This is a genomic window from Bdellovibrio bacteriovorus (assembly GCF_002208115.1).
Lineage (GTDB): Bacteria > Bdellovibrionota > Bdellovibrionia > Bdellovibrionales > Bdellovibrionaceae > Bdellovibrio > Bdellovibrio bacteriovorus_C.
This window is the reverse complement of sequence record NZ_CP020946.1, coordinates 2,801,298-2,826,366: the sequence shown is the minus strand read 5'-3', so window position 1 is coordinate 2,826,366 and position 25,069 is coordinate 2,801,298. Positions and strand designations below refer to the sequence as shown.

Here is a 25,069-nt window from a genome sequence, read left to right as displayed (position 1 = left end):
AAGATGGCAGCATGAGAGACATGAAAAAAATCGTTCTTGGCTCTTTATTTTCACTTTTTGCGTCCACGCAGGCTTTGGCTCTTTCTGAGATTGAGCTGACCGGTGAGTTGGATGCCACAGCCTCTGTCTGGAATCTGCCAACTGGCGAGCGCGGGAACTCGGCCTTTGAAGTTCCGTCCCTGTTTCTGGGTGTTCACATCCCCTTGCAAGAGGACAACCTGCTGGTCGTGACAATGGAAGGCTCTGAGCAAAAAAACATCAGCCCGAACCGTTTTGATGTCGGTGTTCGCGAGGCCTACTTGGATCTGGTCAGTGTCTTTGAAGGCATGCATGCTTTGCGCGCTGGCTTGATCCCGCAAACCTGGCAAGAGGCTCAATACGAGAATTACCAATACCGCTTCCTGGGACAGACCGCCTGGTCCATGACTGAAAAGTGGAAATACCTTTCGTACTCCGACCTGGGTGTGTCTTTCATGTCCCAGCTTCCCCATGATTATGGCGAATGGGCACTTAATCTGACCAACGGGGAGGGAGCGCAGGAAAAGGAAGAGGGGCCGCACAAAGAAGTCACTCTTTTTGCGCGAATCTTTAAATGGAATCCGTGGTCCCTGAGTCTCAGCTATGTCCGGGGCAGTTACGATCTTTACGGCGCCGACGTGGGCCTGAAGGAGCGCATCCAGGGGCTGCTGTCCTATGAAAAAGAGGACGAGTGGATGGTGGCTTTGGAATACCTTGCCACCAAGGACCCGGCCGATGCCATCCGCGATTATGACATGGCGGAAGGGGTGGATGTGACGGCGCTCAGTGGTCAGTCCGTCCGGGGCGAGGGTGCCAGTCTTTACGCCGTGGTGCATACAGGGCCTAAGGCGGAGATTTTGGTGCGTTATGATTATCTGAACCCTGTCGTTGGTGAGGACGGCAAGGATTTGCAGACCGCGATTCTTGCTTTGGGCTATCAAGTGACGGATGATATTAAGGCGGCCTTGGCGGTTGATCACACCAAATACGGTGAGGACTTCGCCCCGGGAGCCCGCGAGCGATCCAAGCTGGAGCTGGCCGCTCAGGTTCTGTTCTAGAGTGTGTTAAGTTTCTGTTAGAATCAATAGAGATGCCGTGTTAAGCGGTGTCTTTATTTTTCAAATCATTATAAATCAAGCCAAGCGCTAAAGGTGGATACCATGGAAAGAGCGATAGATATTCAACTGGAAGACCTGAAAAAAATGATTCTTCTGATGGGTGGCCATGTTGAAAAATCTCTGGCTCAGGTGACCGCGGCTTTGTTGTCCCGTGATGTGGATATGTTCAGCGGTGTTCATGACATCGAGAAACTGATCAATGAAGACCACATCCGCGTGGACAACGCCTGCATGCACGTCCTGGCAAAGCAGGGCCCGGTGGCCAAAGACCTGCGTTTGATCATTTCCGTTCTTAAGATCAACAACGATCTGGAACGCATGGGTGATCAGACCGTGAATATCTCCTACTCCGGGAAGGATTATCTGGGGCGCAAACCCATCCAGCAGCAGTTGGGCGACATTCAGAAAATGTCTGAAATCGCCGGACGTATGGTGAAGGGCTCTTTGGACAGCTTCGTCCGTGGTGACGTTGAGCAGGCCAAAAAGATCCTGTTGATGGATGACGAAATCGACGCTCTGAAAAACAAGGTTTTCCAGGACGCGATGGCGCACATGAAAGCCCACTCTGATGATGTGGAAGCGGGCATGGATTTGATTTTGATTGCGAGAAATCTGGAACGTCTTGGAGATCACGCGACGAATATCGCAGAAGACGTGATCTTTGCCTTTACTGGCAAGGACGTCCGACACGGAGGAAAGTTTGGCTGATAATTCAGTTCATGTGCTAGTGGTGGAAGATGAGCAGGAAATCCGGGAGCTGATGGCTCTGCACCTGCTCCGTCAAGGGTACCGAGTGACCGAATGTGCTTCCGCCGAAGAAGCTCTGAACGAAATGAATCGCCAGAACTATTCCTTGTTCGTCCTTGACTGGATGCTGCCGGGCTTGAGCGGCGTCGACATCGTCGACAAAATCAAAGCCAAAAACACCGGGGCCTCAGTTCTGATGGTCACCGCTAAAACCGAACCTCAGGACATCGTTGCCGGCCTTGAAAAAGGGGCTGACGACTATATGACCAAGCCTTTCAATCCTTCCGTCTTCATTGCTCGCATCAAGGCTCTTTTGCGCAGGTCTCAGGTTCAGACCGCTGCTCCCACAGCGGCTGACGACGGTGAAGTTTCCCTGATGGGTTTGAAAATCAACTTCAAGTCTTACGAGATCTCTTACAACAACGAGCCTCTGCACCTGACTCCTTCGGAATTCAAGCTGCTGGGGGCGTTGGTTCAGAATCACGGCTGCGTTTTGACCCGCGAACAACTGATTGAAAACATTCAGGGCGAGGGTATTAACGTGGTTGGCCGCACTATCGACACTCATGTCTTCGGATTACGCAAGAAGTTAGGGGAGTGGGGAGACCGTATTGAGACTATCCGTGGCGTTGGATATCGGGTTAAAGTAGATATCGCATGAAGCGATTTATCCGATTTCCATGGCGAGTTTATTGGCGCTACTTCTCCTGGCAGGTAGTGGCCTTCAATGGTCTGTATCTGGCCGTCATTTCTGTTATCGATGTTCGTCACGGGGTTCGTCCGTTTGTCTATAACGAAGCCCTGTTGAATTTCTTGGTTTTCAGCATTCTGGTTTCGGCCATCACGTCTTATCGTTTTGCAAAACCCATTCATCGCGTGATTCTGAAAGCATTGCGCATTTCCAGCAAACGCACCTTCGGCAGTCTGGTGAAAGAACAAGAAGACGATCTGGCGGACGACGAAACCGCTGATATTTCTGAACTGGAATTGGCTTTGGATCGCATTCATCGCAAGATGAAAAACCGCAAAGCCCGTTATCTGCAGTCTCAGGAAGAATCCCAGGCCTTCATGAGCGCCGTGGCCGAGGGGCTGGTGTCTGTCAGCCTTGATGAAAAGATTCTTTATTTTAATTCTCAATTTGCCGCGCAATTCCTGTCGTCCGCAATTCCTGTCGTCCGACCTTCTGAACGGTCAGATTCTGCGATTGAAGGATGCTATTCGCTCTTCCGACGTGTTGGAAGGCTTTGGCAAAACCATCAAGATCGGCAAAGTTCAGCGCTTTACGGTGAAGCTTCCGACCTTGATCGACAATCAACCGCGTTTCTTTGCGGTGTCAGTGAATCCGATCCGCAATGAAAAGACCCAGGAAATCTACGGCGTCGTGGGGATCTTCCACGACATCACCGAGATGAAACGGGCTGAACAGATCCGCATGGATTTTGTTGGAAACGCGTCTCATGAACTGCGAACGCCGCTTACGTCCATCAAGGGCTATGTGGACACACTGAAAGAGGACGTAAAAACTGGCCAGATTCAGCAGGCCGGAAAGTTCCTGGATATCGTGTCTCGAAATATTGACCGCCTGATGGATCTAGTGAATGACATGCTTAGCATCAACACGCTGGAAGCCTCAAATTCTGAGCTGAAGCTTGAAATGATTCATCCGCTGGCGATTTCTGAGCACGTGGTTTCAGAGCTGGCCGTGATGGCGGCGGAAAAAAACATCACCATCCGTGTGAACGGCGATGTTCCCCCGTTTTTGGCCGATGCCCGCAAAGTGGAACAAGTCCTGCGCAATCTGGTGTCCAATGCCGTGAAATACATTCCCTCTGGCAAGACCATCCAGATCCGCTGGGAACGCGATATCAAAGAATACATCATCCTGCGTGTGATCGATGACGGGCAGGGGATTCCTGAGCAACACTTGGATCGCCTGTTTGAGCGCTTTTATCGCATCGACAAGGGGCGCACCCGCGATGCCGGGGGCACGGGGCTGGGGCTGGCCATTGTGAAGCATATTATGCAAAGTCACGGTGGTACGGTTGCGGTGAAAAGTATTGTCGACCAGGGATCTGAATTTATTTGCTCTTTCCCGATCCGAAAGTAAAATCCGGGGGATGAACACCGATCATCCCTTTTATCGTCATTTTGAAAAAGTCTATGGCTCCCGTTGGGCGGGCCTTTTCGCCGCTTTGCAAACCCGCGAACAACAAGTCGCCCGGGTGAACGCCTGGAGCCCTTCCGATAAAAGCACCAAATCCTGGTCTCAGTTTCCGGAAAAGGCCGAGCTTCCTGGCTGTCATTGGTTGACGCCGGCTCACGGCTGTCAGCCCGAGCGCAATTCTGATGAGCTGCTGGATATTTACATCATGGATCCGGCCAGCGTCATGGTGGCGCGAGCTTTGGACGTGCAGCCGGGGGACCGGTTGTTGGATATGTGTGCGGCCCCGGGCGGGAAAAGTCTGGTGATGATTGAATCTTTCGGGGACGAGGGTGAGATCTTCTGCAATGACCTGTCGCCGGAACGTCGTGAACGCCTGAAGAAGGTGATTCAGCAGTATGTGCCGCGCGAGGTGCGAAACCGCGTGTGGGTCACCGGGAAAGACGGTGTGCAGTTTGGTTTGAAAGAACCCGGCAGCTTTGACCGCGTGTTGTTGGATGCTCCTTGTTCCGGTGAGCGCCATATTCTGGAAAATCAGGCGGCTCAGGACGAATGGAGTCCGCGTCGCACCGAACATCTGGCGGCAAGGCAGTACTCTTTGTTGGCGGCAGCCTTTCTGGCGGTAAAAGCCGGGGGTCGCATTGTATATTCCACCTGCTCTATCAGTCCGGCGGAAAACGATGATGTGGTTCGCAAGCTTTTGAAAAAGAAAAAATCAGCGGTGAAACTGCTGGAAGCACCTTTGGGTCTGGGTGGGGAGCGCACGGAGCTGGGCGTGGCGTACATGCCGGATCAGTGTGGTTTTGGTCCGTTGTACTTTGCGGTGATCGAGAAGGTTGAAGAATAAAAAAAGCGAACTTTGCAGTTCGCTTTTAGGTGACTAGTTGTCGTCTTTTTGACGGAATTTATGCCTGCGATATTCTTCCAAGGTCAAAAAACCGTAGGTTTTCTTGCGATAGATTTCAATGGTCTCTGCTTCAATGTCTTCCAGCACATCTTCCATGAATTCCAGTGGAATGGTGCCTGTTTTCATCAGTTGCAGCGTGTACAGATGTACAACCTTGCGGATAAAGTCCGGGGTCTTTTCGCGCATGTTCTGAGTCTCTTGAAGCTGTGTTTCTACGATTTTTAGCAGCATATCTGTGTTCATACCCTTCAAATATCGGTTTTCCTTCTTCGAACCTGAGCATCACCCATAGAAATTTGGCCCAAAGGATGAGAGACTTGGACCAATGAAAGCCCTGACCCAGCAAGAACTCCAGCATTTCGTCTCTTACTTTGCTCCAATTTTGGACGGCGCCCAGTTGCAGGACGTGCTTGTCAATGACCGAGGTCTGGCTTTGGGCTTCCACCTGCGCGGGACCATGTATTGGATGATACTGGACCTTGTGCCAAACACCCCGATGCTGCTGCTTTTCGAGGATCAGTGCCCGTTTAAAAAAGGCCCGAAAACCAAGCCGGTCAGTCTTTTCCTGAATTCTCATGCTCGCAATTTGTATGTTACTTCCATGACCGTTCAAGAGGCCTTTGGCCGCGTGGTCTGTCTGCAGCTAAAGAATGCCACGATGGACTGCGAACTTGAAATTCGCCTGATTCCGAAACAATGCAATTTGATCGTCAAAGCTCATGGCAAACAGGTGGCGTGGGATCGGCCTCTGGATCTGTCGCCAGCTCCGGTGGTGGAAAATCCCCCCGAGCCGCGCGATCTGACCGCCATCCATGAAGAGTGGCTGGCAGAGCAATCCGGTGGCAAAAAGCCAACGAACCTGGATCCGGTCGCCCAATGGGAAAAGCAGAAGCAAAAGGATTTGGAAAAAAAGCGCAAGGCCTTAAGTGAAATCCAAAAGCAGATCGAAAGCGATCGTGAGCTTTTGTGGTACGAGGCCGGCCAGTATCTGAAAACTCACGGAACCCTGGATGTGCCTGAGGATCTGCAGTCCTGTGTGGATCGCAAGCAGTCTTTAAGCTGGAACATCGAACACTGTTTTTCCAAAGCCAAACAGATGGTCGGAAAAAAAGAGGGTGCCCGCGAACGCCTGGATGAGCTTTTGATCGAAATCCAGAAGCTCGAAGCCACTCGTTATTCGGCGAAGCAAAGCAAACCTGTCTTGGTGGACCTGATGAAAAAGGCCGATGCGCGGGGCCGCAAACTGCACCTGGATTCCGGCGCTTTGGCGTATTGCGGAAAGTCGGGTGCTGACAATCTGGCGCTGCTTCGCCAGGCCAAAGCGTGGGATTACTGGCTGCATCTGAAAGATTATCCGGGAGCACACGCCATCATCCATCGCCAGCGCGAGCAGGAAATCACTGCGGCCGAGGTGCAAGAGGTCGCAGCCTGGGTGGCCCGTGAATCTCTGTCGTCCAAATCCCTGATGGTCGGGCAAAAAGTGGCGGTGGTGATCGTCGAGTGCCGCTTTGTCCGTCCGATCAAGGGCGACAAATTGGGGCGCGTCACCTATCATTCGGAAAAATCGTTCAATCTGACCCTGAATTAAGCTCTTACGCCGCGACGCTTCGGAAAAAGTAAGCAGGTACCTTTTGGGGTTTTTTCGGTCTAACATTTTCCTCTAGATTACAGAGGAGATTGCATCGTGATTGAAGTCAAAGATCTCACCAAAGATTATGGTCCCCGACGGGCCATCGACAAACTGAACTTCTCAATTTCCAAGGGTGATGTTGTGGGCTTTTTGGGTCCCAACGGTGCCGGCAAATCCACGACAATGAAAATCATCACAGGCTTCATGGCTCCAAGTCATGGCAATGCCTCCGTCGCAGGATTTGATGTTTTTGAAAATCCTTTGGAAGTCAAAAAGCGCATTGGCTACCTGCCGGAAATTCCACCGGTCTATGCGGACATGTTCGTGCGCGATTATCTGCGCTATGTAGCGGCCCTGAAGCAAGTGCCAAAAGAAAAAATCGAAACGTGTGTGAACAACGCCATTGAAAAAACCAATCTGGGCGATGTGCAAAAACGTTTGATTCATCATTTATCCAAAGGTTTCAAGCAGCGTGTGGGCATTGCTCAGGCGATTGTGTCTGATCCTGAGGTTCTGATTCTGGATGAGCCGACCGTGGGCCTGGATCCAAAACAAGTGGCCGAGATCCGTGAGTTGATCAAAGCTTTAAAAGGCCAGCACACCATCATCCTTTCCACCCACATCCTGCCGGAAGTGGAAGCGACTTGCGAAAAAGTGATCATCATCAACAAAGGCAAGATCGTCGCGGAAGACAGCATCCAGAACTTGGCTGCTTTGGATAAAGGCCAGGTGCGCCTGCACGTGCGCTTGCGCAAGGACGTGGAAGACATGAAAAAGGTTCTTTCCGGCGTCGGGGCGGTGACGGGTGTTCAGTTGGGGGCTTCCCGCAAGGAATGGAATATTGACCTGAAGGGCGGCGAAGAGGCCGTTGAAAACGTCTCGTCCCAGCTTGTGACGGCCGGGTACGGACTGCTTGAGCTCAGTCAGGCCAAGCGCGATCTGGAAGATGTCTTCCTGAAACTCACATATGGTCAGCAGGATCGTGGAGGTGAAGCATGAATCCAACAATGACAATCTTTAAAAAAGAGCTGAAAGGTTTTTACTTCAATTCGACGTTCTGGGTGATCTGCTTCCTGATGAGTCTGGTGTTCAGTTGGGTTTACCCGATTCAGTTGAATCTGTTTTCACAGCTTTTGATGAACTACGTGATGCAACAGGGGGTTCCTCAGAACCAGTTGAACATTCATTATGGGGTGTTCCTGCGTCAGTTGTCGTACTTGAATCTTCTTTTGATCTTTGTGGTCCCGGCTTTGACCATGAAATTGTTTGCAGAGGAAAAGAAGCTTCGCACTTTTGACCTGCTTCTGACTTCTCCGGTGACGTCCCTGCAGATCGTGATGGGCAAGTACCTGGCCGCTCTTGGCGCGGTAGGGGGGCTGGTGATGCTGGCGCTGCTGTATCCGCTGGCGACCTCCACTTTGGCAACCGTGAACTGGGGCCCGCTGGTCGTGGCCTTTCTGGGGATTTTCCTGGTCGGCGCGGTTTATGCGGCGATGGATTTGTTTGCGTCTTCTTTGACAGAAAACAGCATCGTGGCTTATGTGGCGTCGGTGATCTTTAACGTGTCCATCTGGTTTGTCGGTATCGGCACCGAGGTCATGGACAGCGAAGCGGCTCGTAAAATTTTCGAGCATGTTTCCCTGAGCAGTCATCTTTCCAGTCTGGTGGAAGGCACCGTGCGCTCGAATGCGCTGGTCTTCTTCTTCAGTATTATTGTCCTGTTCTGTTTCCTGGCAGAGCGTGTTGTTGAATCCTCACGTTGGAGATAAGTCATGAGTAAATTGAGCAAAATTTCTTTCCTGTTCGCTGGGTTTTCTTTGGTCGCCATGTCCATCACTCGTTACCTTTTGGGTGACTGGGTTCCGTTCTGCTGGGTGGCGTTGGGCTTGGCGGTGGTATTTGTTCTGGTCGGGCTTATCAAGGACCGTGCCTTCTTTAAGGAGTTCTTCACCATGAAGACAACGAAAGAAGGCATGAGCATGGGGATGCTGATCATCCTTTTGCTGGCAGTGTTGGGGGCCGTGAATTATATCGGTGCTCGCCACACCAAGACCTGGGACTTTTCTTCCGCCAAAGTGAACACTTTGTCTGAGCAATCGATCAAGCTTGTAAAGGGGCTTGATTCAGATCTGAAAGTTTATTTCTTCTATAAAAAAGGTGTCGAGGGCAACGAAGAAAACCGTCGTCTGTTCCGCGAGCTGATCAAAAAATATCAGGATCACAGCAGCAAAGTGCAGCTGGATTTCGTGGAAGTGAATGAGCGCCCGGACCTGGCACAGGAATTTGGTGTCGACAAGGGCAGCGGCGTGGTGTTCCTGGATTACAAGGGCCGCCGCAATCGCATCGAAAAAATCGACGAGCAGGATTTCACCAGTGCTTTGGTGAAGGTGACGCGCGAAAAGAACAAGACTGTTTATTTCACCGTCGGTCACGGGGAAAAGGCTTTGAGCGAAAACAAGGAGGCTCTGGGGCTGGGTTCTTTGAAGTCGTTGCTGGAAAACAACCGCTACACGGTCAAAGAACTTTCCCTGATCCAGAATGCCAAAATTCCTGATGATGCCGATGTTATCGTGATCGCGGGACCGGTTCAGGGTTTCCAGGCATTTGAAATCGACGCGTTGGAAGCATACCTGAAAAATGGAGGCAGTCTGTTCCTGGCGATTGAATCCCAGAACACGGCAGGTCTTGAAAAGCTGGTTGCCAAGATGGGTGTGCAGTTTGAAAACAACTACATCCTGAATCAGGTTGAAACTGTCATGGGTAAAGGCATTAATCAGGGCCCAACCATGGGGGTGATCTTCTCGATGAACAACAAGATCACAAAACCTTTCGGCCGCTCGGAAGTGACTTTGTTCCGTTATCCGCAGTCTTTGAAAAAAGTGGATATTGTTAAAGGCGTGGTTGTGGATGAACTGGTTTCCACCGCTCCCAATGCCATGGCGTTCCCGTCCATGCAGATTCGCGGCGAAGGCCCAGAGGGCAGTTATGCTCTGGTGGATGAAGTCAGCGGCAAGTGGGCCGGAGATGATAACGCCAAGGACTTTACGGCGATCGTGGCAGGGGACGTGGATTTCCTGACCAATCAGATGCTTTATCAGAACCTAAACCGGGATCTAGTGCTGAATTCCATTGCGGCTCTGGCCAAAGAGGAAAGCCTGATCAGCATCACGCCGAAAGAGCCTCTGGCGACACAAATGATCATGACAGAAACCAAGTTTGGTCTTTTCTTGTTTGCTTTCATCATCCCACTTCCTATTCTTTTGTTGGGCACCAGCATCGGTCTGTGGCTTAGAAGGAGAAATGCGTAATGAAACTCAAAGGACGTTCAATTCTTGTCATCTGTCTGCTGGTTTTTGGTGGTTATGCGGTTTATGACTTCTTCCACGAAAAAAAGATGGAAGAAAAGCGTTCGATGGACGCGCGCCTGATGACCGTCAATTTTGAACAAGTGGACTGGGTTCAGGTCGAAAAAGGGGATCAGAAAATCACTCTGAAGCGCACGGTGGACGGCTGGAATATGGAAGAGCCTTTGAAAGATCAGGCTGACAACACCGCCGTGGACGATTTTGTCAAAGGCGCATTCCCAGAACGTATCATTGAAACCGCCGCCGAAGGCGACAGCATCAACTGGTCGTTGTATGGGCTGGATAAGCCTGCAGGTAAAGTGACTTTCAAGACCACCGCGGGCACCCAGAATGTCTTTGAGATCTCTGAAAAACGCAACTTTGAAGACAACGTGTTTGCCCGCCGTGATGGTGAAAACAAAGTCCTGGTGGTGAATTCGGTATGGCAAAACCGCGTGAACAAAGGTGTCATGGATTTCCGTGAACGCCGCTTCCTGCGCCATAAGATTGCCAGCGTGGACGAAGTCCGTTTGAAAAACCAGGTGGAGTCTTTGGAGATCCGCCGTGTGGAAGGCCAGTGGGTGGCGCCCGCGCAGAAGGACCTGAAGCTCGATCAAAACAAGGTGCGTGAATTCCTGACAGCAATTTCAGATGCCAAGGCCTCTGAAATCGTCGAGGGCAAACTTCCGGCCCTGAAGAATCTGTTTGTGATGGATCTGACGATGGCCGACAAAAAATGGAAGGCCGAAGTGGGGCAGGCTCAAGACCTTGGCATCTTTGCCAAGGTTTCTGAACCCGCTCAGGCAATGAAAATGGAAGCGGGCGCGCTGGATCGTTTTATCAAAGTCAGTCTGGCTGACTTGCGTGAAGTGTCCGAACCGAAACAACCTAAAAAAAGTGAAGCAGAAGAATCGCAGGCCATGATGGCCGAGCAGAAAGAAAAGTAATGCAGAAGATTGTAGTTAAATCTCCGACGCGTGTGGATTTGGCTGGGGGCACATTGGATTTGTGGCCCCTTTATTTGTTTATCAATGGGGCTTCCACTGTGAACGTGGCCATTGATATCTACACGGTGGCGGAACTGACTCCGCATGATGATTCCACCATCGTTTTGGAATCCGCTGACTTGAAATTGCGCAAGGCCTATAGCAACCTGCAAGAGGCTTTGGCCGACACCGATCCCCAGATGATTCTGCTGCAGACGCAGCTTCGTTACTGGATGCCCAAGCAGGGCTTCACTTTGAAGACCTCTTCGCAAAGTCCGGTGGGCGGGGGATTGGGCGGAAGCTCCAGTCTGACAATCAGCTTGATGAAAGCCTTTGCCCAGTTCTGTGGAAAGCCATTCAAAGACGTGCACAATATGGTTCATGTGGCTCACAATATCGAGGCCGAAATTCTGAACACTCCAACCGGGACTCAGGATTATTATCCGGCGGCTTCCGGTGGCATCAATGTTCTTCACTACAGCTATGACGGCATCGAACAAAAGGTGCTTCCGGTGTCCCACACGCCGCTGGCTGAAAAATTCATGCTGGTCTATACCGGCAAGGCCCATCATTCGGGTCTTAACAACTTTGAAGTGATGAAGGATTCCGTTGTTAAGGATCCTAGAACATTACAGGCCCTGCGGGATCTCAAAGGTATTGCCATTGAAACCGAGCATGCCATTCGTGCCGGGAACTGGAAGGACCTGGGCGGGTTGTTTAAACGCGAATTTGAAGCCCGTGTCCGCTTGGCCCCGGAATTTTCAAGTCCTGAGATCTACAAGCTTGCGGAAGTCTCTTTGCAGAATGGGGCCGAGGCTGTTAAAATTTGTGGAGCTGGGGGCGGCGGCTGTGTTCTGGTCTGGTGTCCTCCGGATAAACGTGAGGGAGTAGCCAACGCATGCCAAAAAGCCGGCTTCCAGGTGATGGACGCAAAACCCGTCGATCCCCTGTAAAGAAAAAGACGACGAAGAAGACCGCAGTTAAAAAAACTGCGGCTTCGGCGACGCATGCCGGAGATGTTCATCGTTTCATCGGTCTGTCCCTGGGGGGCGGTAAAACCGACAAGGCCTGCCTGGCCGTTCTGGAATACTATCCCAAACACAAAAAAATCTTCCTGTCGCGCTTGGTGGAAAAAATCAAGAGCGACGAAGTTCATTCCGCCGACTTCAAAATTCAGGAAGTGATTCGTCAGTATCACAATGAAATTGATCTGATCGCGTTTGATGTGCCTTTCAATCTGCCGGTGTGCCTGCAGTCGGATGACTGCTGTACCAGTATCGAGGATTGCAAAAAGCCCCACGTCAAATGGATGTGGGATTACACCCGCAAACTGCACAAGAAGAAAAAACCACGCAAGCTGTTCACTCCGTACACCCAGCGCTGTGTGGAGATGTATGTGTCTTCCGAGTTGGAAGAGCCCTTCATCCTTCAGCACGCCATGGGGGCGAATACGGCTCCTTTACTGGCGCGGGCCATGTATCTGAAACGCAGCATGAAGGCCAAGTGCATCGAGGTCTTCCCCAAACTTTCGGTATGGCGTTTGGGACGTTCTTTGAATGTGATGAAAAGTCATCTGCGCTTTCATAAACACGCCATCGGCGGCGATGAAAGTCGTCGCGAAATTCTACACGCATTGAGCACGCACAACGTCGCGTTCGTGTACGATCAGGACGTGAAGCTGATGATCGAAAACAATCACGCCTTCGAAGCCTTTATATGTGCTTTGACGGCCTTCCTAAGTTTCAAGGGCGGCACCGAGCCTCGCCCTGACGGTTTCCCCTCCAATGAAGACTGGATCGAATTCCCCCGCGTCAATGTACGCTGGGAAGGATTCTAGCGGCTCTCTTCTGCGGTCTGTCTATTCCCAGTCAACAACTCCGCGACACGCCGTCCGGGCTCGGCCGTGGCCCGCGCTTTCGCGCGGGTGCGCGCCGTCGTGGCGCCCACGGAGGTCGCTGCGTTGCTGCCTGTGAATAGGCAGCCCGCAGAAGAGGGCCTCAATTTGCGCTGGTGAATAGAGCTAAGGCTTCTTAAGTTTGTTGCATGGCAACTTTTGCTTTGTGCTGGCGCAGAGTGAGAGGGCTTGAGCAATCGGGGGCTCAGCTATTAAATAGAAGCTTCACCTCCGAAGGGGGCTTTCGATGGCTGATTTTCCTTATCTGCATGGGTTCACCAAAGAAGAACAAGATCGTTTGCGCAAACAGGCGCGCTTCGGTGAACACACGGTTTATCAAAATATCAATTTATCCAACGTCAAAGATTTGCTGGAAGTCGGCTGTGGTGTTGGGGCGCAAAGTGAAATCATTCTGCGGCGTTTTCCTGATCTGAAGCTGACCGGCATTGATCGCAGCACGAAACAACTTTCTGCGGCGAAACACCGGTTAAGTCATTTGCCTTTTGCCGAACAGCGTTTTGAGCTCAAGGAAATGGATGCCACGGCGATGGACTTTTCTGCGAACTCTTTCGACGGGGCTTTCCTGTGCTGGATTCTGGAGCACGTGCCGGATCCGATTCGGGTTTTGTCGGAAGTGCGCCGGGTGTTGCGCCCTGGGTCCGTGGTCTATGCCACTGAAGTGATGAATGCTTCCTTTTTAGATGTGTATAAAGAGACAGGGTCTATGCCACTGAAGTGATGAATGCTTCCTTTTTCCTGGATCCGTATTCGCCGAACGTGTGGAAGTACTGGATGGCCTTCAATGAATATCAACTGAAGCAAAAAGGGGATCCATTTGTCGGAGCCAAGCTGGGGAACTTCTTTATGCAGCTCGGATATCATGACATCCACACCGAGATCAAAACCTGGTTCCTGGACAATCGTTATCCGCAAGCACGTAAAGACTGTATTGAATACTGGACTGAGCTTCTGTTAAGCGCCAGCGATCAACTGGTGGAAGCCAAATGCATTTCTCAGGAAGTGGTTGAAGGTGTGAAGGAAGAAATGGCGCGGGTCGCAAGTGATCCGAACGCCGTGTTCTTTTATTCCTTCGTGCAGGCCCGGGCTCGGACTTAGCTGGCAGTCAAAGCAGGCCCTGGGGGCCTGCTTTTTACAGTTCTTCTTTTTTCAGCCAGCCTTTTTTATAGATCCACCATGTGATGCCGACGACCACCATCAGCATAAAGGCCAAGGTTGCGTAATAGCCATTGGGCTCTTTGAGTTCCGGCATGTTTTCAAAGTTCATTCCGTAAACCCCGGCAATGAAATTCAAAGGCAAGAAGAACAGGGAAAGCACAGTCAACACCCGCATCACTTCGTTGGTGCGGAAAGATGCTTCATTGGTTTTTTGTGACATCAAGGACAGGTGCAGATTCAATAGTCCGGTGATTTCCTCGTAAATGTCATCGGCGTAAAAGGCCACTTTTTCCAGAGGCTCACGCACCTGCTGTATGTCTTTTAGAGGAATGTTTTCGTGGTGATGAATCTTGCTGAAGACATCGGCGGTGAATTTGAAAATCTTGCGATAAGACGCGGCTTTTCGTTTGATGTGATAACCTTCGCGCAGGATCGTGCGGCGTTTAAGGGCAAACACACGCTCTTCGATCACATCGGTTTTTGAATCCAGCACATCCAAGGGCGCATCAAAACTTTTCACAGTTTGCACACACAGCGATTTCACCAGGGTGTAAAGGGGAAGCTGTTCAAAAGCGACTTTGTCTTTTTTAATTGAAATGCATTCCAGAGGCACACGGTGAATCGTCAGCAAAAAATCCTGACCCACAAAGAAAATGATTTTGGTGGTAAGTTCCTGCATGGTGCCGGCTTTGGGTTTTGCCTGGACATCATGATGGCGCAGAATGAAGAAGCATACTTTTTCATAGAACGTGCACATCGGCAAATGTTCGGGATCAAGACATGTCGTCAGGGCCTGCAGGGGAATGGGAAATTCCTCGGCCAACTGACGCAGATCCTCCTGCGAAGGAGCTTCACAATCGACCCACTTATAGTCTTGCCATTGATGTTCGAATCGTTTCATGATTCCAGTATGACAAAGTTTTCGGGCCTTCGCCGTTTCTTTTTCGGATGCATCGCGACGATGCTGCTGACCGGGTGTCAGTCATTTTTCTATTACCCGATGAAAGAAAAGCTCTTTGATCCGGCCCGGATTAAATTAAGTCCTGAAGATGTGTATTTGACCACCTCCACAGGTGAAAAAGTGCACGGCTGGTACTTTGCCTCTGCACATGCTGACAACAAAGGCACGATGCTGTTTTTCCATGGCAACGCCGAAAACCTGACGTCGCATTTTCTGATGTTTCAATGGCTGCCGTCGCAAGGATATAACTATTTTATCTTTGATTATCCTGGTTATGGGCAGTCCAGCGGTTACCCGACCCCGGAAAACACCGTGGCGGCGGGGGTCGCAGCGGCGGAATGGCTGCATCAGAAAAAGGACTCGCGCCCCCTGATAATTTACGGGCACAGCTTGGGCGGAATTATCGCACTGAAAACCGCAGAAGAAATCAAAGGCCGCATTCCTTTGCGGAATGTGGTCGTCGAAGCCAGTTTTGATTCCTATCAGGGGATGGCCAAAGGCGTGATGAACCGGCACTGGTTCACATGGATCCTGCAGCCCTTGTCGTCGGTGGTGGTCAGTGATGAATACGCCCCGCAGTCGCTGGCGTCGTTGTCACCCATCCCGTTGCTATTCATCACCGGCACGGCTGATAAAGCGGTAGAGCCGCGATTTACTGAAAATATGTATAAAGCCGCCGCCGAGCCGAAAGAACTTTGGCTGATCCCGGACGGACGTCACGGAAATCTGTACGAAATCCGCAATGGCGAGCTGCGGGACCGCTTCTTGTCATATCTATCTAAAACTTTGACAGTCCGTCAGTAGGAAGTCCGCTTATATTGCAGCTCCCGAAAGCATGAATCCTGCAATGTTCCCGGCAGGATGAAGACTTTGTTGCGTGCCCTCATCATTTTAAGCTCCTTATCAATGCTGGCAGCCTGTGCTCCGGACACCCGTGAACAGGGGTCTGAGGTCGTGACGACTTATGAGCCGGCACAACCCAATGTGATAGACGAGGATGGATACAAAGTCGTGCGCGGTTCCACTCGGGTGCAGGATTTGAGTGTCAATTTTGATCAGACGACCAAAGGCATGACCCTGAAGGGAAAAATCGAATTCCTTCCGGTGCGTGCAAAATCAGTTCAGACCGTGGAGCTGGACCTTGCGGGTATCTTGGATCCTTACGGATTCATCGCCCTGAAAACCTATAAAGCCAAAACCCAGGACAATCAGGATTTGAAAGTGGCGGCGAAGGCCACGTGTCTGAGTGTTGACGGCGGATGCCGCTCATCTTTCATTGATATCTACGTTTATTATCAGGGCATCGTTTATCACCATCAGGTGGAGTCTCTGCAGGATGACGTCAGTCCGGCGACGGAAGAACCAATTCCGGGTGAAGAAGAACTGCCGGCAGACGAAGAATCTGAGATCGAGGGCGGGCACGATGAAGTCGAGGGCGAGCCAGGCCGTTACGTCGGTGACGTTGCCGATGACATCGAAAAGATTCTGGAAGTAAAAAAGCCGGAAGCTCCAAAAACGGAAGAACCTAAGAAAGAAGAGCCTAAAAAAGAGGAGCCAAAGCAGGACACTCCGAAAAAGGACGAACCTAAGAAGGATTCTCCCAAGGCCGATCCACCTAAGAAGGAAGATCCCAAAAAAGATCCTCCTAAAAAGGACGAGCCTAAAAAAGAAGAACCGAAAAAAGAGGAACCAAAAAAAGAGGAACCAAAAAAAGAAGAACCTCCAAAGCGTGAGGAGCCTAAAAAGGATCCTCCAAAAACCGGTCAGCCTCGTGTGCCTGAGACAGCTCCGCCTGTGAACAAAGTCAGTCAGGCTATCGGACCGGTGAATGCGGGCCGTTTGCAGAATGCTGCGAACATGCTGACCTACCAGCAGGCCCATGCTCCGACAGGCTATGAGATCATTCGTCCGAAAAGAAAAACTCACTTCGCGACCAATGAGCTGGCGTACATTATTGTGAAAATGGGTCTTTTGACGAAAAAAGAAATCCCGGGTTACGAGCTGTCTGTGGGCGATCTGTCCCGTGAGGCGGGGGGTAAGCTGGGTTCCCACAAATCCCATCAAAATGGTCTGGACGCGGACGTGGCTTTCTTCTTTAACAACAAGTCCTTCCAAGGGTACTTCGCGTCCGCTGTGGCAGTGAACAAACCTCACGCCAACTGGATGCTGGAGCCTCAATGGAAACTGTTTAAAGAGGTGGTGGGCACTCAGCTTATTGACCGTATCTTTATTCACGGTGCTTTGAAGCAGGCCCTGTGCAGTCATGCCATTGCCAAGGGCGAGTTGACCAAGGGTGACAACTCAAGCCTTGCGGCTCAGACGCTGCGCCGCCTGATTCCCGAAAAGGACCACCACAATCACTTCCACCTGCGTGTGAAGTGTTCCAAAGCTCAGGTTCGTTGCCGTCAGATGGCAGAACCGGTCAATACCACGGGCTGTTTCTAATCTCAATTGCGGCAGCCGTGGGCCTGTGTCAGAATAAAGTCATGGCTGATTGGCGTGATCGTAGTGAGATGAATGGGGATGTGGTTTTTTTCCGTTACGTGTCCGAGGGCATGGAGAAAAGTCACGAGGAAGTCTTTTTGTGGGACCTGGATAAGACCTATCTGGACACCACGATTGATTCCCTGTCGGGTCTGATGACCACCATTTTGGAACGTGCCCTGAACAAGAAAAACATTCCCGGCACCAACACGCTTTTGCAGTCCCTGTCTGAATACCGCAAGCAACAAAAAGGTTACATGTACTTTCCGATCTATTTCATCACAGCTTCACCGCCACAGATGGAAGAACGTATCTCGGAAAAGTTTTCTTTGGACAACATCCGTCCCTTTGGCTGTTTTTATAAAGACAATCTGGCCAACCTGCGCCCGGGCCGCTTCTGGCGTCTGACCAAGCAGGTGGGTTACAAGCTGCAGGCGCTGATGCAGTTGCGCACGCGTCTGGGTGAAAACGTGCGCCAGATCTGCTGGGGCGATGACAGTGAAACCGATGCGATCATCTATAATCTTTATTCGGATATTTGTTCCCGCCGTCTGGGCACCAACGACATTCGCACGACGTTGGAAAAGCTGAACGTCACGGGCGAGCAGGTGAACACCATTCTGGAGCTGCAGGCGCAGATTCCAGAAAACGATCCGGTGGAAAAAATCTATATCAACCTGGCCACCGACACGGACCCGGACTACTATCTGAAGTTCGGTCGCCGTACGCTGGCGACTTATAACACGTTCCAAGTGGCGCTGGATATGTATCAGGACGGCCGTCTGAATCTGGACGGAATCTACGCCGTGATCCAGGATATGGTTTATAATTATGGCTACACTCCGGAAGAGCTGATGAAGAGTTTTGATGAATTCATCCGCCGCGGGGTTTTGGGTGAACGCGCTTACAACGAAGTCCGTCCGTTCTTTATCGAAAAAGGTCTGCTGCATTCATCTTATCAGCCCAGTGTTGCGCCACTCAAAGAGAAGCTGGTGGATGACGGACGGGTGTACGAGATGGAAGGGGTGCATGAACCCTGGATTCCGGACCGCATTGATTATCTGCACGACTATCGCTAGGCCTTCATTCGAAGGCCCTTTTTTTATTCAAATCTTAGAGGGAAGACAGTGGTGATCGGATCACCGCCGAAGACTTTGAATTCCACACGGCGTACGGATTCCAGAAGACATTTTTTGAATTGAGGGTCATTCAGGCTGCTGCTGGCAATGTCGGCCTGGCTGACTTTACCTGTGCGTTCGATGGTGAAGCTGATCGAAGCCTGGCCGACAACACCCGGAGTTCTTTGCAGCAGTTGTGTGTAGCACTTAAAGAACGAACTGCGATGGGTTTTCAGAGTGTCTTGAATGAACTCGGACGTCAGGCCCTCCACCGGTTTTTGATTTGCCATCGGTGTTTCCGCCGGAGCCAGTTCCGGCAGAGTTTCGGTCGGGGCCTGTTTTTTGTAATTCATTTCGTAATCAGTGGCCGTCCAGCGCACGCCGTCCTTCGAGATGTAAACGCTGCCTTCGCGGCCATAGTTTTCAACCTGCAGATCACCGCGCTTGATGATCAGAACAATGCGTTCGTTTTCCTCATCCAGCGTGATCAAAGAATTTTCCAGCACACGAATACGGTAAGATGAATCAAACTCCATCGTCGCATCACCATCGACACTGGTTTCAACGGAATCCAGCGCAAACAAAGTCGCCTTGCGGGTCAGGACTTCTTTGTTGGTCATGTTGTTGCGAAGAACGAAGACTTTACCCAGATTCAATTCCAGTCGCGCCAAAGGACGGGCACCGGGTTTGGTTTTTTCAGTCTGAGTTGAGATGAAGAGAGAAAGGGCGACGCTTAATACGCCTACGATAATCAGAGATGGAATCAGCCAGTTGTTCTTCGCCATAGGAAAACTATAGCGAAGAACCTGTCAGGAAGGCACTAAAATTACTTCTGTGCAGGAGCTGCTGTTGCAGCAGGGGAAGCCGCTGGAGTTGCTGCCGGAGCAGTCTCTGCAGCTGGAACAGCCGCAGCACCTGCTGCAGCGTCAGTAGCTTCTGTTGGGAAATGTTCCTGCGCCGGAGCTGTTGGCAACGGAAGGCTGTCAACAACGGACTTGGTTTTGGAAGAAGTCAAAGTCGCCAAAGCCAGGCAAGTCACTGCGAAGATGATGGCTGCCCATACTGTCATTTTACCAGCCAAAGACTGAGCGCCAGTTGCACCCAACAAAGAGTTGGAACCGGAAGATCCACCCATGCCCAGAGCGCCATCAGATTTGGAATCTTGGATCAAAACCAAGATGATCAAAACAAGGGCTACGATGATATGCAATACGCCGATAAATGTAGTCATTTTATGTAATCTCCCAAAGACCCCCAAATATATGGATAATGGCGGTTTTCGTCCACCCCAAAGTGACCTGATTCTGGCGACCTAACGCGTTAAGTCACGACTCTGTTGAGTCTGGAGCGCTTATTGATCACCATAGAGACATGAAAAACTCCATCCGTCTGGCCACCTGCTTATTTTTTGTGCTGCTGTCCTCCTGTACAACTCAGGAGGGAACCATCAAAAAGCTCGCGTTGGAGCTGGGGGAAAAGAAGTTCCAGGAGCAGTTGAAAATCGAAGCGGATGATTCCATCAAACAATCCGAATGGCTGAACAAGTCCTATCAGGAATTCATGCTGAAAAAATCCGAAGTGGAAGTGGTGGAGGTCAAATTTCTGACCGAAACCAAAGCCACCGCCGTCGTGGTGGTGAACACCTATCCGCCGTCCTTGCGAATGACCCTCGCCCGCATCGCGGGTGGAATGGATCCGGGCCGCAGTCGCAGTTTCAACTTTGCTGAAGCCGTTAACGGGATTGGCAAGCAGATCGGGAAGACCCCGGAAACCCTTGAGCATCCCCTGATCATGTACAAGTTCAATAAAACCTCGGCCGGAACTTGGGTTGTTGAGTTTTAAGGGGTCCCACGCCTCAGCTCGAACTGGTGGCGGGCTAGGGCTCGCCGTCTAAGCCTTAGACAGCAAAAAATCGAGAAATCATATAGTTAGCATTGCTAAAAGCCCGGTCCTGGGATTGCATTTTTCACAGCTCAATATGAAAAACGTAGTTCGCTCCCTTACCTTTGCGGCATTGCTTGTCTCAACTTGGGTCCCTGCCTGGGCCGAAGATCTTTCGTCTATTGAAACGGAAGTCGTAGAGAGCACGCTTGAAAAAGCGCAGATCGCCCAACAGGACAAGTTGCTGATCAAGGTCGGCAAGGGCGAGCAGATCTACGAATTTGAAACGACCCCGGATCGCGAGCTGATGAAAGAATCTTTGGGTCTGAAGATCCCTGAGAAAGTCCGTGAACAAATCATCGCCCGTGGTGGTTCTGTGGCTGAAACCGACCCTTTGGAACCATTTGAAAGTCTTCCTGAAGACCGCCGCAAAAAATTCCATGAAATGCGTCTGATGTTTTTGACGAATGCTGCGCGCATTCTGAATTCCACCAAATTTGTGTACGGTGCCGGAAGCCTGGTGGGCGACGGTCTGAGTTTTGTGAAAATCAAAGTGAAAAAAGCCTTCGGGAAAGAGACTGTTGTTGAATCCCAGGCGCAAAGAACCTTCCAAGTGCGCAGCCAGCAGGCTGTGCAAAGCATTCTGCGCGGGTTGGATTACAAGTTGTGGTCTCAGGCGCCACTGGTGATTGATTCCAATGAATTTGGTTTGAGTGTTTCTGCGGGTATTCTGGCCGAAGCCGGGGTTCTGCGCAAAGGGGGCGGTGGAGCTGACGAAGTGGGCTTCAGCATTGCCTTTAACAAAACCAAAAAAGCTTTTGTGTTTGAGATCTTCCACAACTCTGAAAAGTTCGACAATACCAAGGCCGCGATCACCGTGATGGGCGTGGTTGGTAAAGCCGGTATTACCATGGGCCGTCGGGATGGCGCTGAGACTCTGAAGGGGACTTCGTTCTATCCTCCGGCAATTCCTGGGTACAGCACCTCGTCCCCTGAGTTCTTCTCGTCGGGGTTGAGCTCCAGTCTTGGCTTCCCTCCGCCACCGTTGGCGGACCTATTGACGTTCACCAACCGCTTTGAGCGCCAGGCCTTGATCCGCATTACCGTGTCACCGCTGGTCAAAGGATTCGTCAGAGTCCAAATAGGCGATGTGAAGGGCTCTGTGCGCCTTGTCGCGATGCGATTTGTTGACGTCTACCGCGCAATATCTGACAAAGTCCACGTAGGTGGACGCCGTGCGTGCGGTCCTGTATTCAACTAATCTTTCTTGCGGTGCAAAATGAAATTTATCGTATTTGAGGGGCTGGACGGCTCCGGCAAAAGTTCTTTGATGGCGGCGTTGGAGCGTGAGCTGCAAAAAAGAGCCATCAACTTTTTGCGCACCCGTGAGCCCGGCGGAACCCCGCTGGGTGATGAAATCCGCAATATGATTCTGAGAAAAGAAGGTCCGGCACCAACCCCGCGCACGGAATTGCTGCTTTATGAAGCCAGCCGTTCCCAGCACGTGGATCAGGTGATCCGTCCTGCTTTGGCTGCCGGCACCTGGGTTTTGTGTGATCGTTTTTCTGCAAGCTCTGTTGCGTTTCAAAGCGGCGGGCGTGCGATCTCGGAAGCTGATGTGGTGATGTTGAATAGCTTTGCCACGGGTGGCTTGAAAGCTGATGTCACGGTGCTGTTGGATCTGTCCGTGGAAGAAAGCCGCCGTCGTCGTCAAGGGCGTGGGGCAGTCACGGGTGAAACGGAAGACCGCATTGAATCTGAAGCCGATACTTTCCATGAAAACGTTCGCCAGTCCTTCCTGAAGCAGTCCCGCGAGGACGCCGCTTCGTGGATCGTGCTGGATGCGCGTGAAACCCCGGAAGTTTTGTTTAAACAGTTGTTGCAGTCTTTGACTGAACGAAAAGTTCTGTAAGGACGTCGCTATGGCCCGCATGCTGGATTTCGTCTTAGGACATCAGGAAACAATCAAAAAGATGGTCGAGTCTTTCGAAAACGGAAAGCCCGGCCAGACTTTTTTGTTTGTCGGTCCCGGCGGCATCGGCAAAAAACTGACAGCGATGGGCATGGCCCAGGCGCTGTTGTGTCCTTCCAGTCCGCGTGGTTGTGGCAAGTGTCCCTCCTGCTTCCGGATTCCTCAAGGTTCGCACGAAGGTCTGAAGGTGATTGCGCCGTCGGGTGCCAACATCAAAATGGAACAGGCCAAAGAAATTCTGGAGTTCCTCAGCTTAAAAAGTCTGACGGGCAATCGCGTGATCATCATTGATCAGGCGCAAACCCTGAATCCGCAAGCGGCCAATTCACTGCTAAAAACTTTGGAAGAACCCCCTGAAGGCACGTTCTTCTTTTTGATCGCTCCGAGTGTGGCGGGGATTTTGCCGACGATTCGTTCCCGGTCCCGCATTGTTCAATTCCGTCCGTTGACTCAGGAAGATTTGGGGAAGCGCGTGAAAGCACCAGCCTGGGCTTTGAAAGCGGCGGGGGGCAGCTTTGAAAAGCTGGCTCAGTTGCAGGAAGGTCCTGAACAAGAGGTTCGCGAAAAAGCAGTCGAGCTTTTGACCTTGTTTATTCAGGATAACGATTTCCTGCTGAATGAACTATGGAGAACCGAGTTCAAAGACCGCGCACAAGGGCAGCGCATAATTTCTTACTGGGTGGGCTTCCTGAAGGATGCTATTTGCCTGCAAGAGGGTGCCAAAACTCAGATTGTGAATCTGGATCAGGCGCCGCTGATCAAGGTCCTGGCAGAGCTGGAGCGCCCACGAATTCTGAATTTGATTCAGAAAGCGCTGCAGGTGGAGCAGGCCTTTGCTGCCAATCGTGATCCACAGCTGATCATCGAAGAGTTCTACGTCACGTCCAGAGTGTAAAGCGCATTGTCACAATCCGTGGGGACTGTTATACTTCCCGTATGGAATGGATCGATATTCACGCACATTTGAATATGCTCGAAGAGGGTGTTGAAGCCGCTATCAACAATGCGAAAGCCGTGGGCGTGAAGAAGATCATCACCATCGGCACCCAGCCGGAAGACCATCCGATCGTTCTGGACATCGCCCGCAAATATTACCCGGAAGTGTATTGCACACTGGGCGTTCACCCTCATGACGGTGGCACCTATACAGAAGCCGCCGGCAAATTCATCGAAGAACATGTCACTGAGCCTTGTGTGGTGGCTGTCGGTGAAATCGGTCTGGATTATTATTACGACAATTCCCCGCGTGAACTTCAAAAGGAAGCCTTCCGCGCACAGCTGGAAATCGCCCGCCGAACCAAAATGCCGGTGGAAATTCACACCCGCGATGCGGAAGAGGACACCATCGAGATTTTAAAAGAATTCAAAGGTGAAGTGAATGGCCTGATCCATTGCTTTACCGGCACGGAATGGCTGGCTCGTCAGGCTCTGGATGTGGGATTTAATATCTCCATCAGCGGCGTGGTGACTTTCAAAAGTGCCGATTCTTTGCGCGAGACAGTGAAGATGCTGCCGCTGGACCGTATCCATGTGGAAACCGATTCACCGTTCCTGGCGCCGATCCCAATGCGCGGGAAAAAGAACACGCCGGCTTATGTTATTCACACGGCGAAGTTCGTGGCTGACCTTAAAGGGATCAGCCTTGAACAATTGTGTGAACAGACGCGTATCAATGCTCTGAAAATGTTCCCGAAAATTCAGTGGTAGCTTGCAGCAACTGAGCTCGCGTGGTTTTGATCCACGGTGCAAAGGGTGCCACCTTGGTGGCCTGGGCGATGCCAGCACAACTGACCTGTCCGTTCGGCAGGCGTTTGCCATAGACTGCGGAATTGACCCCGATCACTTTTAGCACGCCGTTTTCATGTGAAAACTGCGGCCCGCCAGAATCCCCCTGACAGATGAACACCGGAACCTTTGAATTCAACCAGTAACGGTCGCCGTAGCGATTGAACTGGGAATCAATCTGCATGACGCCGCGGTGAAGCTGCCCCAGATATGCAAAGAGGTCTTCATTGGGCTTACCGGTATAGTCCTTAGAGCGCCCAAAGCCATAGACGTAAACACTTCGCCCGGAATAATTCCCTTTGGTGTCGGTGTCGATACTGACGGTGGAATAGCCTTCCGGAATCCCACCATCAAAGGTCGCAATGGCGATGTCATGATCATAAAGTTTGGTGGAGTTAAATTTTGGATGGTGTTTGTACGCCAGTCCCCGGCGGGTGGTTTCTCGCACCAGCATCTTGCGGCCGAAGATTTCATAGTTGTTCGTGAAAACGATATTGAATCCCGTCATGCCTTTGATGCTGTCATCAAAGCAATGTCCGGCGGAAAGCACCGTCTGCGGGGCGATCAGGGTGCCGGTGCAAAATGCCAGAACCTGATTATGTCTGTTGACCATCTCAATCAGCACCACACTTCGGGCGGCTTGAGTGCCGCGTTCCCGAATCGGGTCTCCGTTAATAATTCCGGTTTGGGACGTGTCTGCAGGCTCTTCCGCTGCGGGCCCGAAAGAACGTGGGCTGCAGGCCGTCAGGGCGAGGGTCGCGGCCAAGGCGGCAACCAGGGTTGTTAGGGCCGGGGAGGGGCTTTTAAATGAATTCATGGGGTGACTCCTTGATGTGATCCTCAATTGCTATCGCACCCTTTGCGGGGTCACCCGTTTTCTTTCTGAA

Annotated in this window: 26 protein-coding genes and 1 pseudogene; 22 read left to right on the top strand and 5 right to left on the bottom strand. The window is 51.4% G+C overall.

The features are described from left to right. The first annotated feature begins 11 nt into the window (after positions 1–11). From B9G79_RS13530 to B9G79_RS13510, 6 genes are all read left to right on the top strand, one after another. On the top strand, positions 12–1,076 hold the full coding sequence (locus B9G79_RS13530; RefSeq protein ID WP_088565983.1) for a hypothetical protein: 1,065 nt from the start codon (positions 12–14) through the stop codon (positions 1,074–1,076). A 102-nt stretch (positions 1,077–1,178) separates the two neighbouring features. Further along, positions 1,179–1,844: a phosphate signaling complex protein PhoU gene (gene phoU / locus B9G79_RS13525; RefSeq protein WP_088565982.1), complete on the top strand. Its 666-nt coding sequence runs from the start codon at positions 1,179–1,181 to the stop codon at positions 1,842–1,844. Then, positions 1,837–2,544 carry a response regulator transcription factor gene (locus B9G79_RS13520; RefSeq protein ID WP_232468680.1) on the top strand — a complete coding sequence of 236 codons (708 nt, stop codon included), beginning with the start codon at positions 1,837–1,839 and terminating at the stop codon, positions 2,542–2,544. Before phoU ends, B9G79_RS13520 begins: the two co-directional genes overlap by 8 nt. Further along, positions 2,541–3,239 (top strand): hypothetical protein, encoded by a 699-nt coding sequence (locus tag B9G79_RS18410; protein WP_232468678.1) that lies wholly within the window; start codon positions 2,541–2,543, stop codon positions 3,237–3,239. Before B9G79_RS13520 ends, B9G79_RS18410 begins: the two co-directional genes overlap by 4 nt. A 52-nt stretch (positions 3,240–3,291) precedes the next feature. Then, complete coding sequence (locus B9G79_RS18405) at positions 3,292–3,990, top strand: sensor histidine kinase (RefSeq protein WP_332454884.1); 699 nt, start codon at positions 3,292–3,294, stop codon at positions 3,988–3,990. A 10-nt stretch (positions 3,991–4,000) separates the two neighbouring features. Then, entirely contained in the window at positions 4,001–4,891 is an 891-nt protein-coding gene (locus B9G79_RS13510; RefSeq protein ID WP_088565981.1) for an RsmB/NOP family class I SAM-dependent RNA methyltransferase, read from the top strand. Between the two features lie 33 nt (positions 4,892–4,924). Here B9G79_RS13510 and B9G79_RS13505 read toward each other — a convergent pair whose 3' ends face one another. Continuing rightward, positions 4,925–5,194, bottom strand: coding sequence for a DNA-dependent DNA polymerase (locus tag B9G79_RS13505; RefSeq protein WP_232468676.1), 270 nt, complete (start codon positions 5,192–5,194; stop codon positions 4,925–4,927). A gap of 82 nt (positions 5,195–5,276) precedes the next feature. Between B9G79_RS13505 and B9G79_RS13500 the strand changes: the two genes are divergently transcribed. The 8 genes and pseudogenes from B9G79_RS13500 (at position 5,277) to B9G79_RS18595 (ending at position 13,921) form a co-directional block, all read left to right on the top strand. Next, positions 5,277–6,539: a DUF814 domain-containing protein gene (locus tag B9G79_RS13500; RefSeq protein WP_088565980.1), complete on the top strand. Its 1,263-nt coding sequence runs from the start codon at positions 5,277–5,279 to the stop codon at positions 6,537–6,539. Positions 6,540–6,635: 96 nt separating this feature from the next. Then, on the top strand, positions 6,636–7,580 hold the full coding sequence (locus B9G79_RS13495; protein ID WP_088565979.1) for an ABC transporter ATP-binding protein: 945 nt from the start codon (positions 6,636–6,638) through the stop codon (positions 7,578–7,580). Beyond that, the gene (locus tag B9G79_RS13490) at positions 7,577–8,350 is read left to right on the top strand and encodes an ABC transporter permease (RefSeq protein ID WP_088565978.1); all 774 of its coding nucleotides are present in this window, start codon (positions 7,577–7,579) and stop codon (positions 8,348–8,350) included. The genes B9G79_RS13495 and B9G79_RS13490 overlap by 4 nt, the downstream gene beginning before the upstream one ends. Before the next feature lie 3 nt (positions 8,351–8,353). Next, positions 8,354–9,889, top strand: coding sequence for a GldG family protein (locus B9G79_RS13485; RefSeq protein ID WP_088565977.1), 1,536 nt, complete (start codon positions 8,354–8,356; stop codon positions 9,887–9,889). Beyond that, positions 9,889–10,872, top strand: coding sequence for a DUF4340 domain-containing protein (locus tag B9G79_RS13480; RefSeq protein ID WP_088565976.1), 984 nt, complete (start codon positions 9,889–9,891; stop codon positions 10,870–10,872). Before B9G79_RS13485 ends, B9G79_RS13480 begins: the two co-directional genes overlap by 1 nt. Further along, positions 10,872–11,864, top strand: coding sequence for a GHMP family kinase ATP-binding protein (locus B9G79_RS13475; RefSeq protein ID WP_088565975.1), 993 nt, complete (start codon positions 10,872–10,874; stop codon positions 11,862–11,864). Before B9G79_RS13480 ends, B9G79_RS13475 begins: the two co-directional genes overlap by 1 nt. After that, on the top strand, positions 11,810–12,748 hold the full coding sequence (locus tag B9G79_RS13470) for a DUF429 domain-containing protein (RefSeq protein WP_088565974.1): 939 nt from the start codon (positions 11,810–11,812) through the stop codon (positions 12,746–12,748). Before B9G79_RS13475 ends, B9G79_RS13470 begins: the two co-directional genes overlap by 55 nt. 304 nt (positions 12,749–13,052) lie before the next feature. Then, positions 13,053–13,921 (top strand): annotated as a pseudogene (locus B9G79_RS18595) (class I SAM-dependent methyltransferase). 34 nt (positions 13,922–13,955) lie between these two features. Here the strand turns inward: B9G79_RS18595 and B9G79_RS13460 are convergent. Beyond that, positions 13,956–14,882 carry a magnesium transporter CorA family protein gene (locus tag B9G79_RS13460; protein WP_088565973.1) on the bottom strand — a complete coding sequence of 309 codons (927 nt, stop codon included), beginning with the start codon at positions 14,880–14,882 and terminating at the stop codon, positions 13,956–13,958. Positions 14,883–14,891: 9 nt separating this feature from the next. Between B9G79_RS13460 and B9G79_RS13455 the strand changes: the two genes are divergently transcribed. From B9G79_RS13455 to B9G79_RS13445, 3 genes are read left to right on the top strand one after another with little or no spacing between them, the layout of a single operon-like run. Continuing rightward, positions 14,892–15,746: an alpha/beta hydrolase gene (locus B9G79_RS13455; protein WP_088565972.1), complete on the top strand. Its 855-nt coding sequence runs from the start codon at positions 14,892–14,894 to the stop codon at positions 15,744–15,746. 57 nt (positions 15,747–15,803) lie between these two features. After that, positions 15,804–17,387: a penicillin-insensitive murein endopeptidase gene (locus B9G79_RS13450; protein ID WP_088565971.1), complete on the top strand. Its 1,584-nt coding sequence runs from the start codon at positions 15,804–15,806 to the stop codon at positions 17,385–17,387. Between the two features lie 41 nt (positions 17,388–17,428). Continuing rightward, entirely contained in the window at positions 17,429–18,505 is a 1,077-nt protein-coding gene (locus B9G79_RS13445) for a phosphatase domain-containing protein (protein WP_088565970.1), read from the top strand. A 23-nt stretch (positions 18,506–18,528) separates the two neighbouring features. On the opposite strand, the gene B9G79_RS13440 is transcribed toward B9G79_RS13445, so the two are convergent. Both B9G79_RS13440 and secG read right to left on the bottom strand, forming a co-directional pair. After that, complete coding sequence (locus B9G79_RS13440; RefSeq protein ID WP_088565969.1) at positions 18,529–19,329, bottom strand: AgmX/PglI C-terminal domain-containing protein; 801 nt, start codon at positions 19,327–19,329, stop codon at positions 18,529–18,531. 41 nt (positions 19,330–19,370) lie between these two features. Next, positions 19,371–19,775: a preprotein translocase subunit SecG gene (gene secG, locus B9G79_RS13435; protein ID WP_088565968.1), complete on the bottom strand. Its 405-nt coding sequence runs from the start codon at positions 19,773–19,775 to the stop codon at positions 19,371–19,373. Positions 19,776–19,915: 140 nt separating this feature from the next. Between secG and B9G79_RS13430 the strand changes: the two genes are divergently transcribed. The 5 genes from B9G79_RS13430 (at position 19,916) to B9G79_RS13410 (ending at position 24,104) form a co-directional block, all read left to right on the top strand. Further along, positions 19,916–20,386 (top strand): hypothetical protein, encoded by a 471-nt coding sequence (locus tag B9G79_RS13430; RefSeq protein ID WP_088565967.1) that lies wholly within the window; start codon positions 19,916–19,918, stop codon positions 20,384–20,386. A 136-nt stretch (positions 20,387–20,522) separates the two neighbouring features. Beyond that, a complete protein-coding gene (locus tag B9G79_RS13425) occupies positions 20,523–21,686 on the top strand; it encodes a hypothetical protein (protein WP_088565966.1) in 1,164 nt (387 codons plus the stop codon). Between the two features lie 18 nt (positions 21,687–21,704). Beyond that, positions 21,705–22,337 (top strand): dTMP kinase, encoded by a 633-nt coding sequence (gene tmk / locus B9G79_RS13420; RefSeq protein ID WP_198298015.1) that lies wholly within the window; start codon positions 21,705–21,707, stop codon positions 22,335–22,337. Positions 22,338–22,347: 10 nt separating this feature from the next. Beyond that, positions 22,348–23,292 carry a DNA polymerase III subunit delta' gene (locus B9G79_RS13415; protein ID WP_088565964.1) on the top strand — a complete coding sequence of 315 codons (945 nt, stop codon included), beginning with the start codon at positions 22,348–22,350 and terminating at the stop codon, positions 23,290–23,292. A gap of 41 nt (positions 23,293–23,333) precedes the next feature. Further along, positions 23,334–24,104, top strand: a complete 771-nt coding sequence (locus B9G79_RS13410; protein WP_088565963.1) for a TatD family hydrolase — start codon at positions 23,334–23,336, stop codon at positions 24,102–24,104. On the opposite strand, the gene B9G79_RS13405 is transcribed toward B9G79_RS13410, so the two are convergent. Then, positions 24,067–24,999 (bottom strand): S1 family peptidase, encoded by a 933-nt coding sequence (locus B9G79_RS13405; RefSeq protein WP_088565962.1) that lies wholly within the window; start codon positions 24,997–24,999, stop codon positions 24,067–24,069. The genes B9G79_RS13410 and B9G79_RS13405 overlap by 38 nt on opposite strands. Positions 25,000–25,069 lie beyond the last annotated feature (70 nt).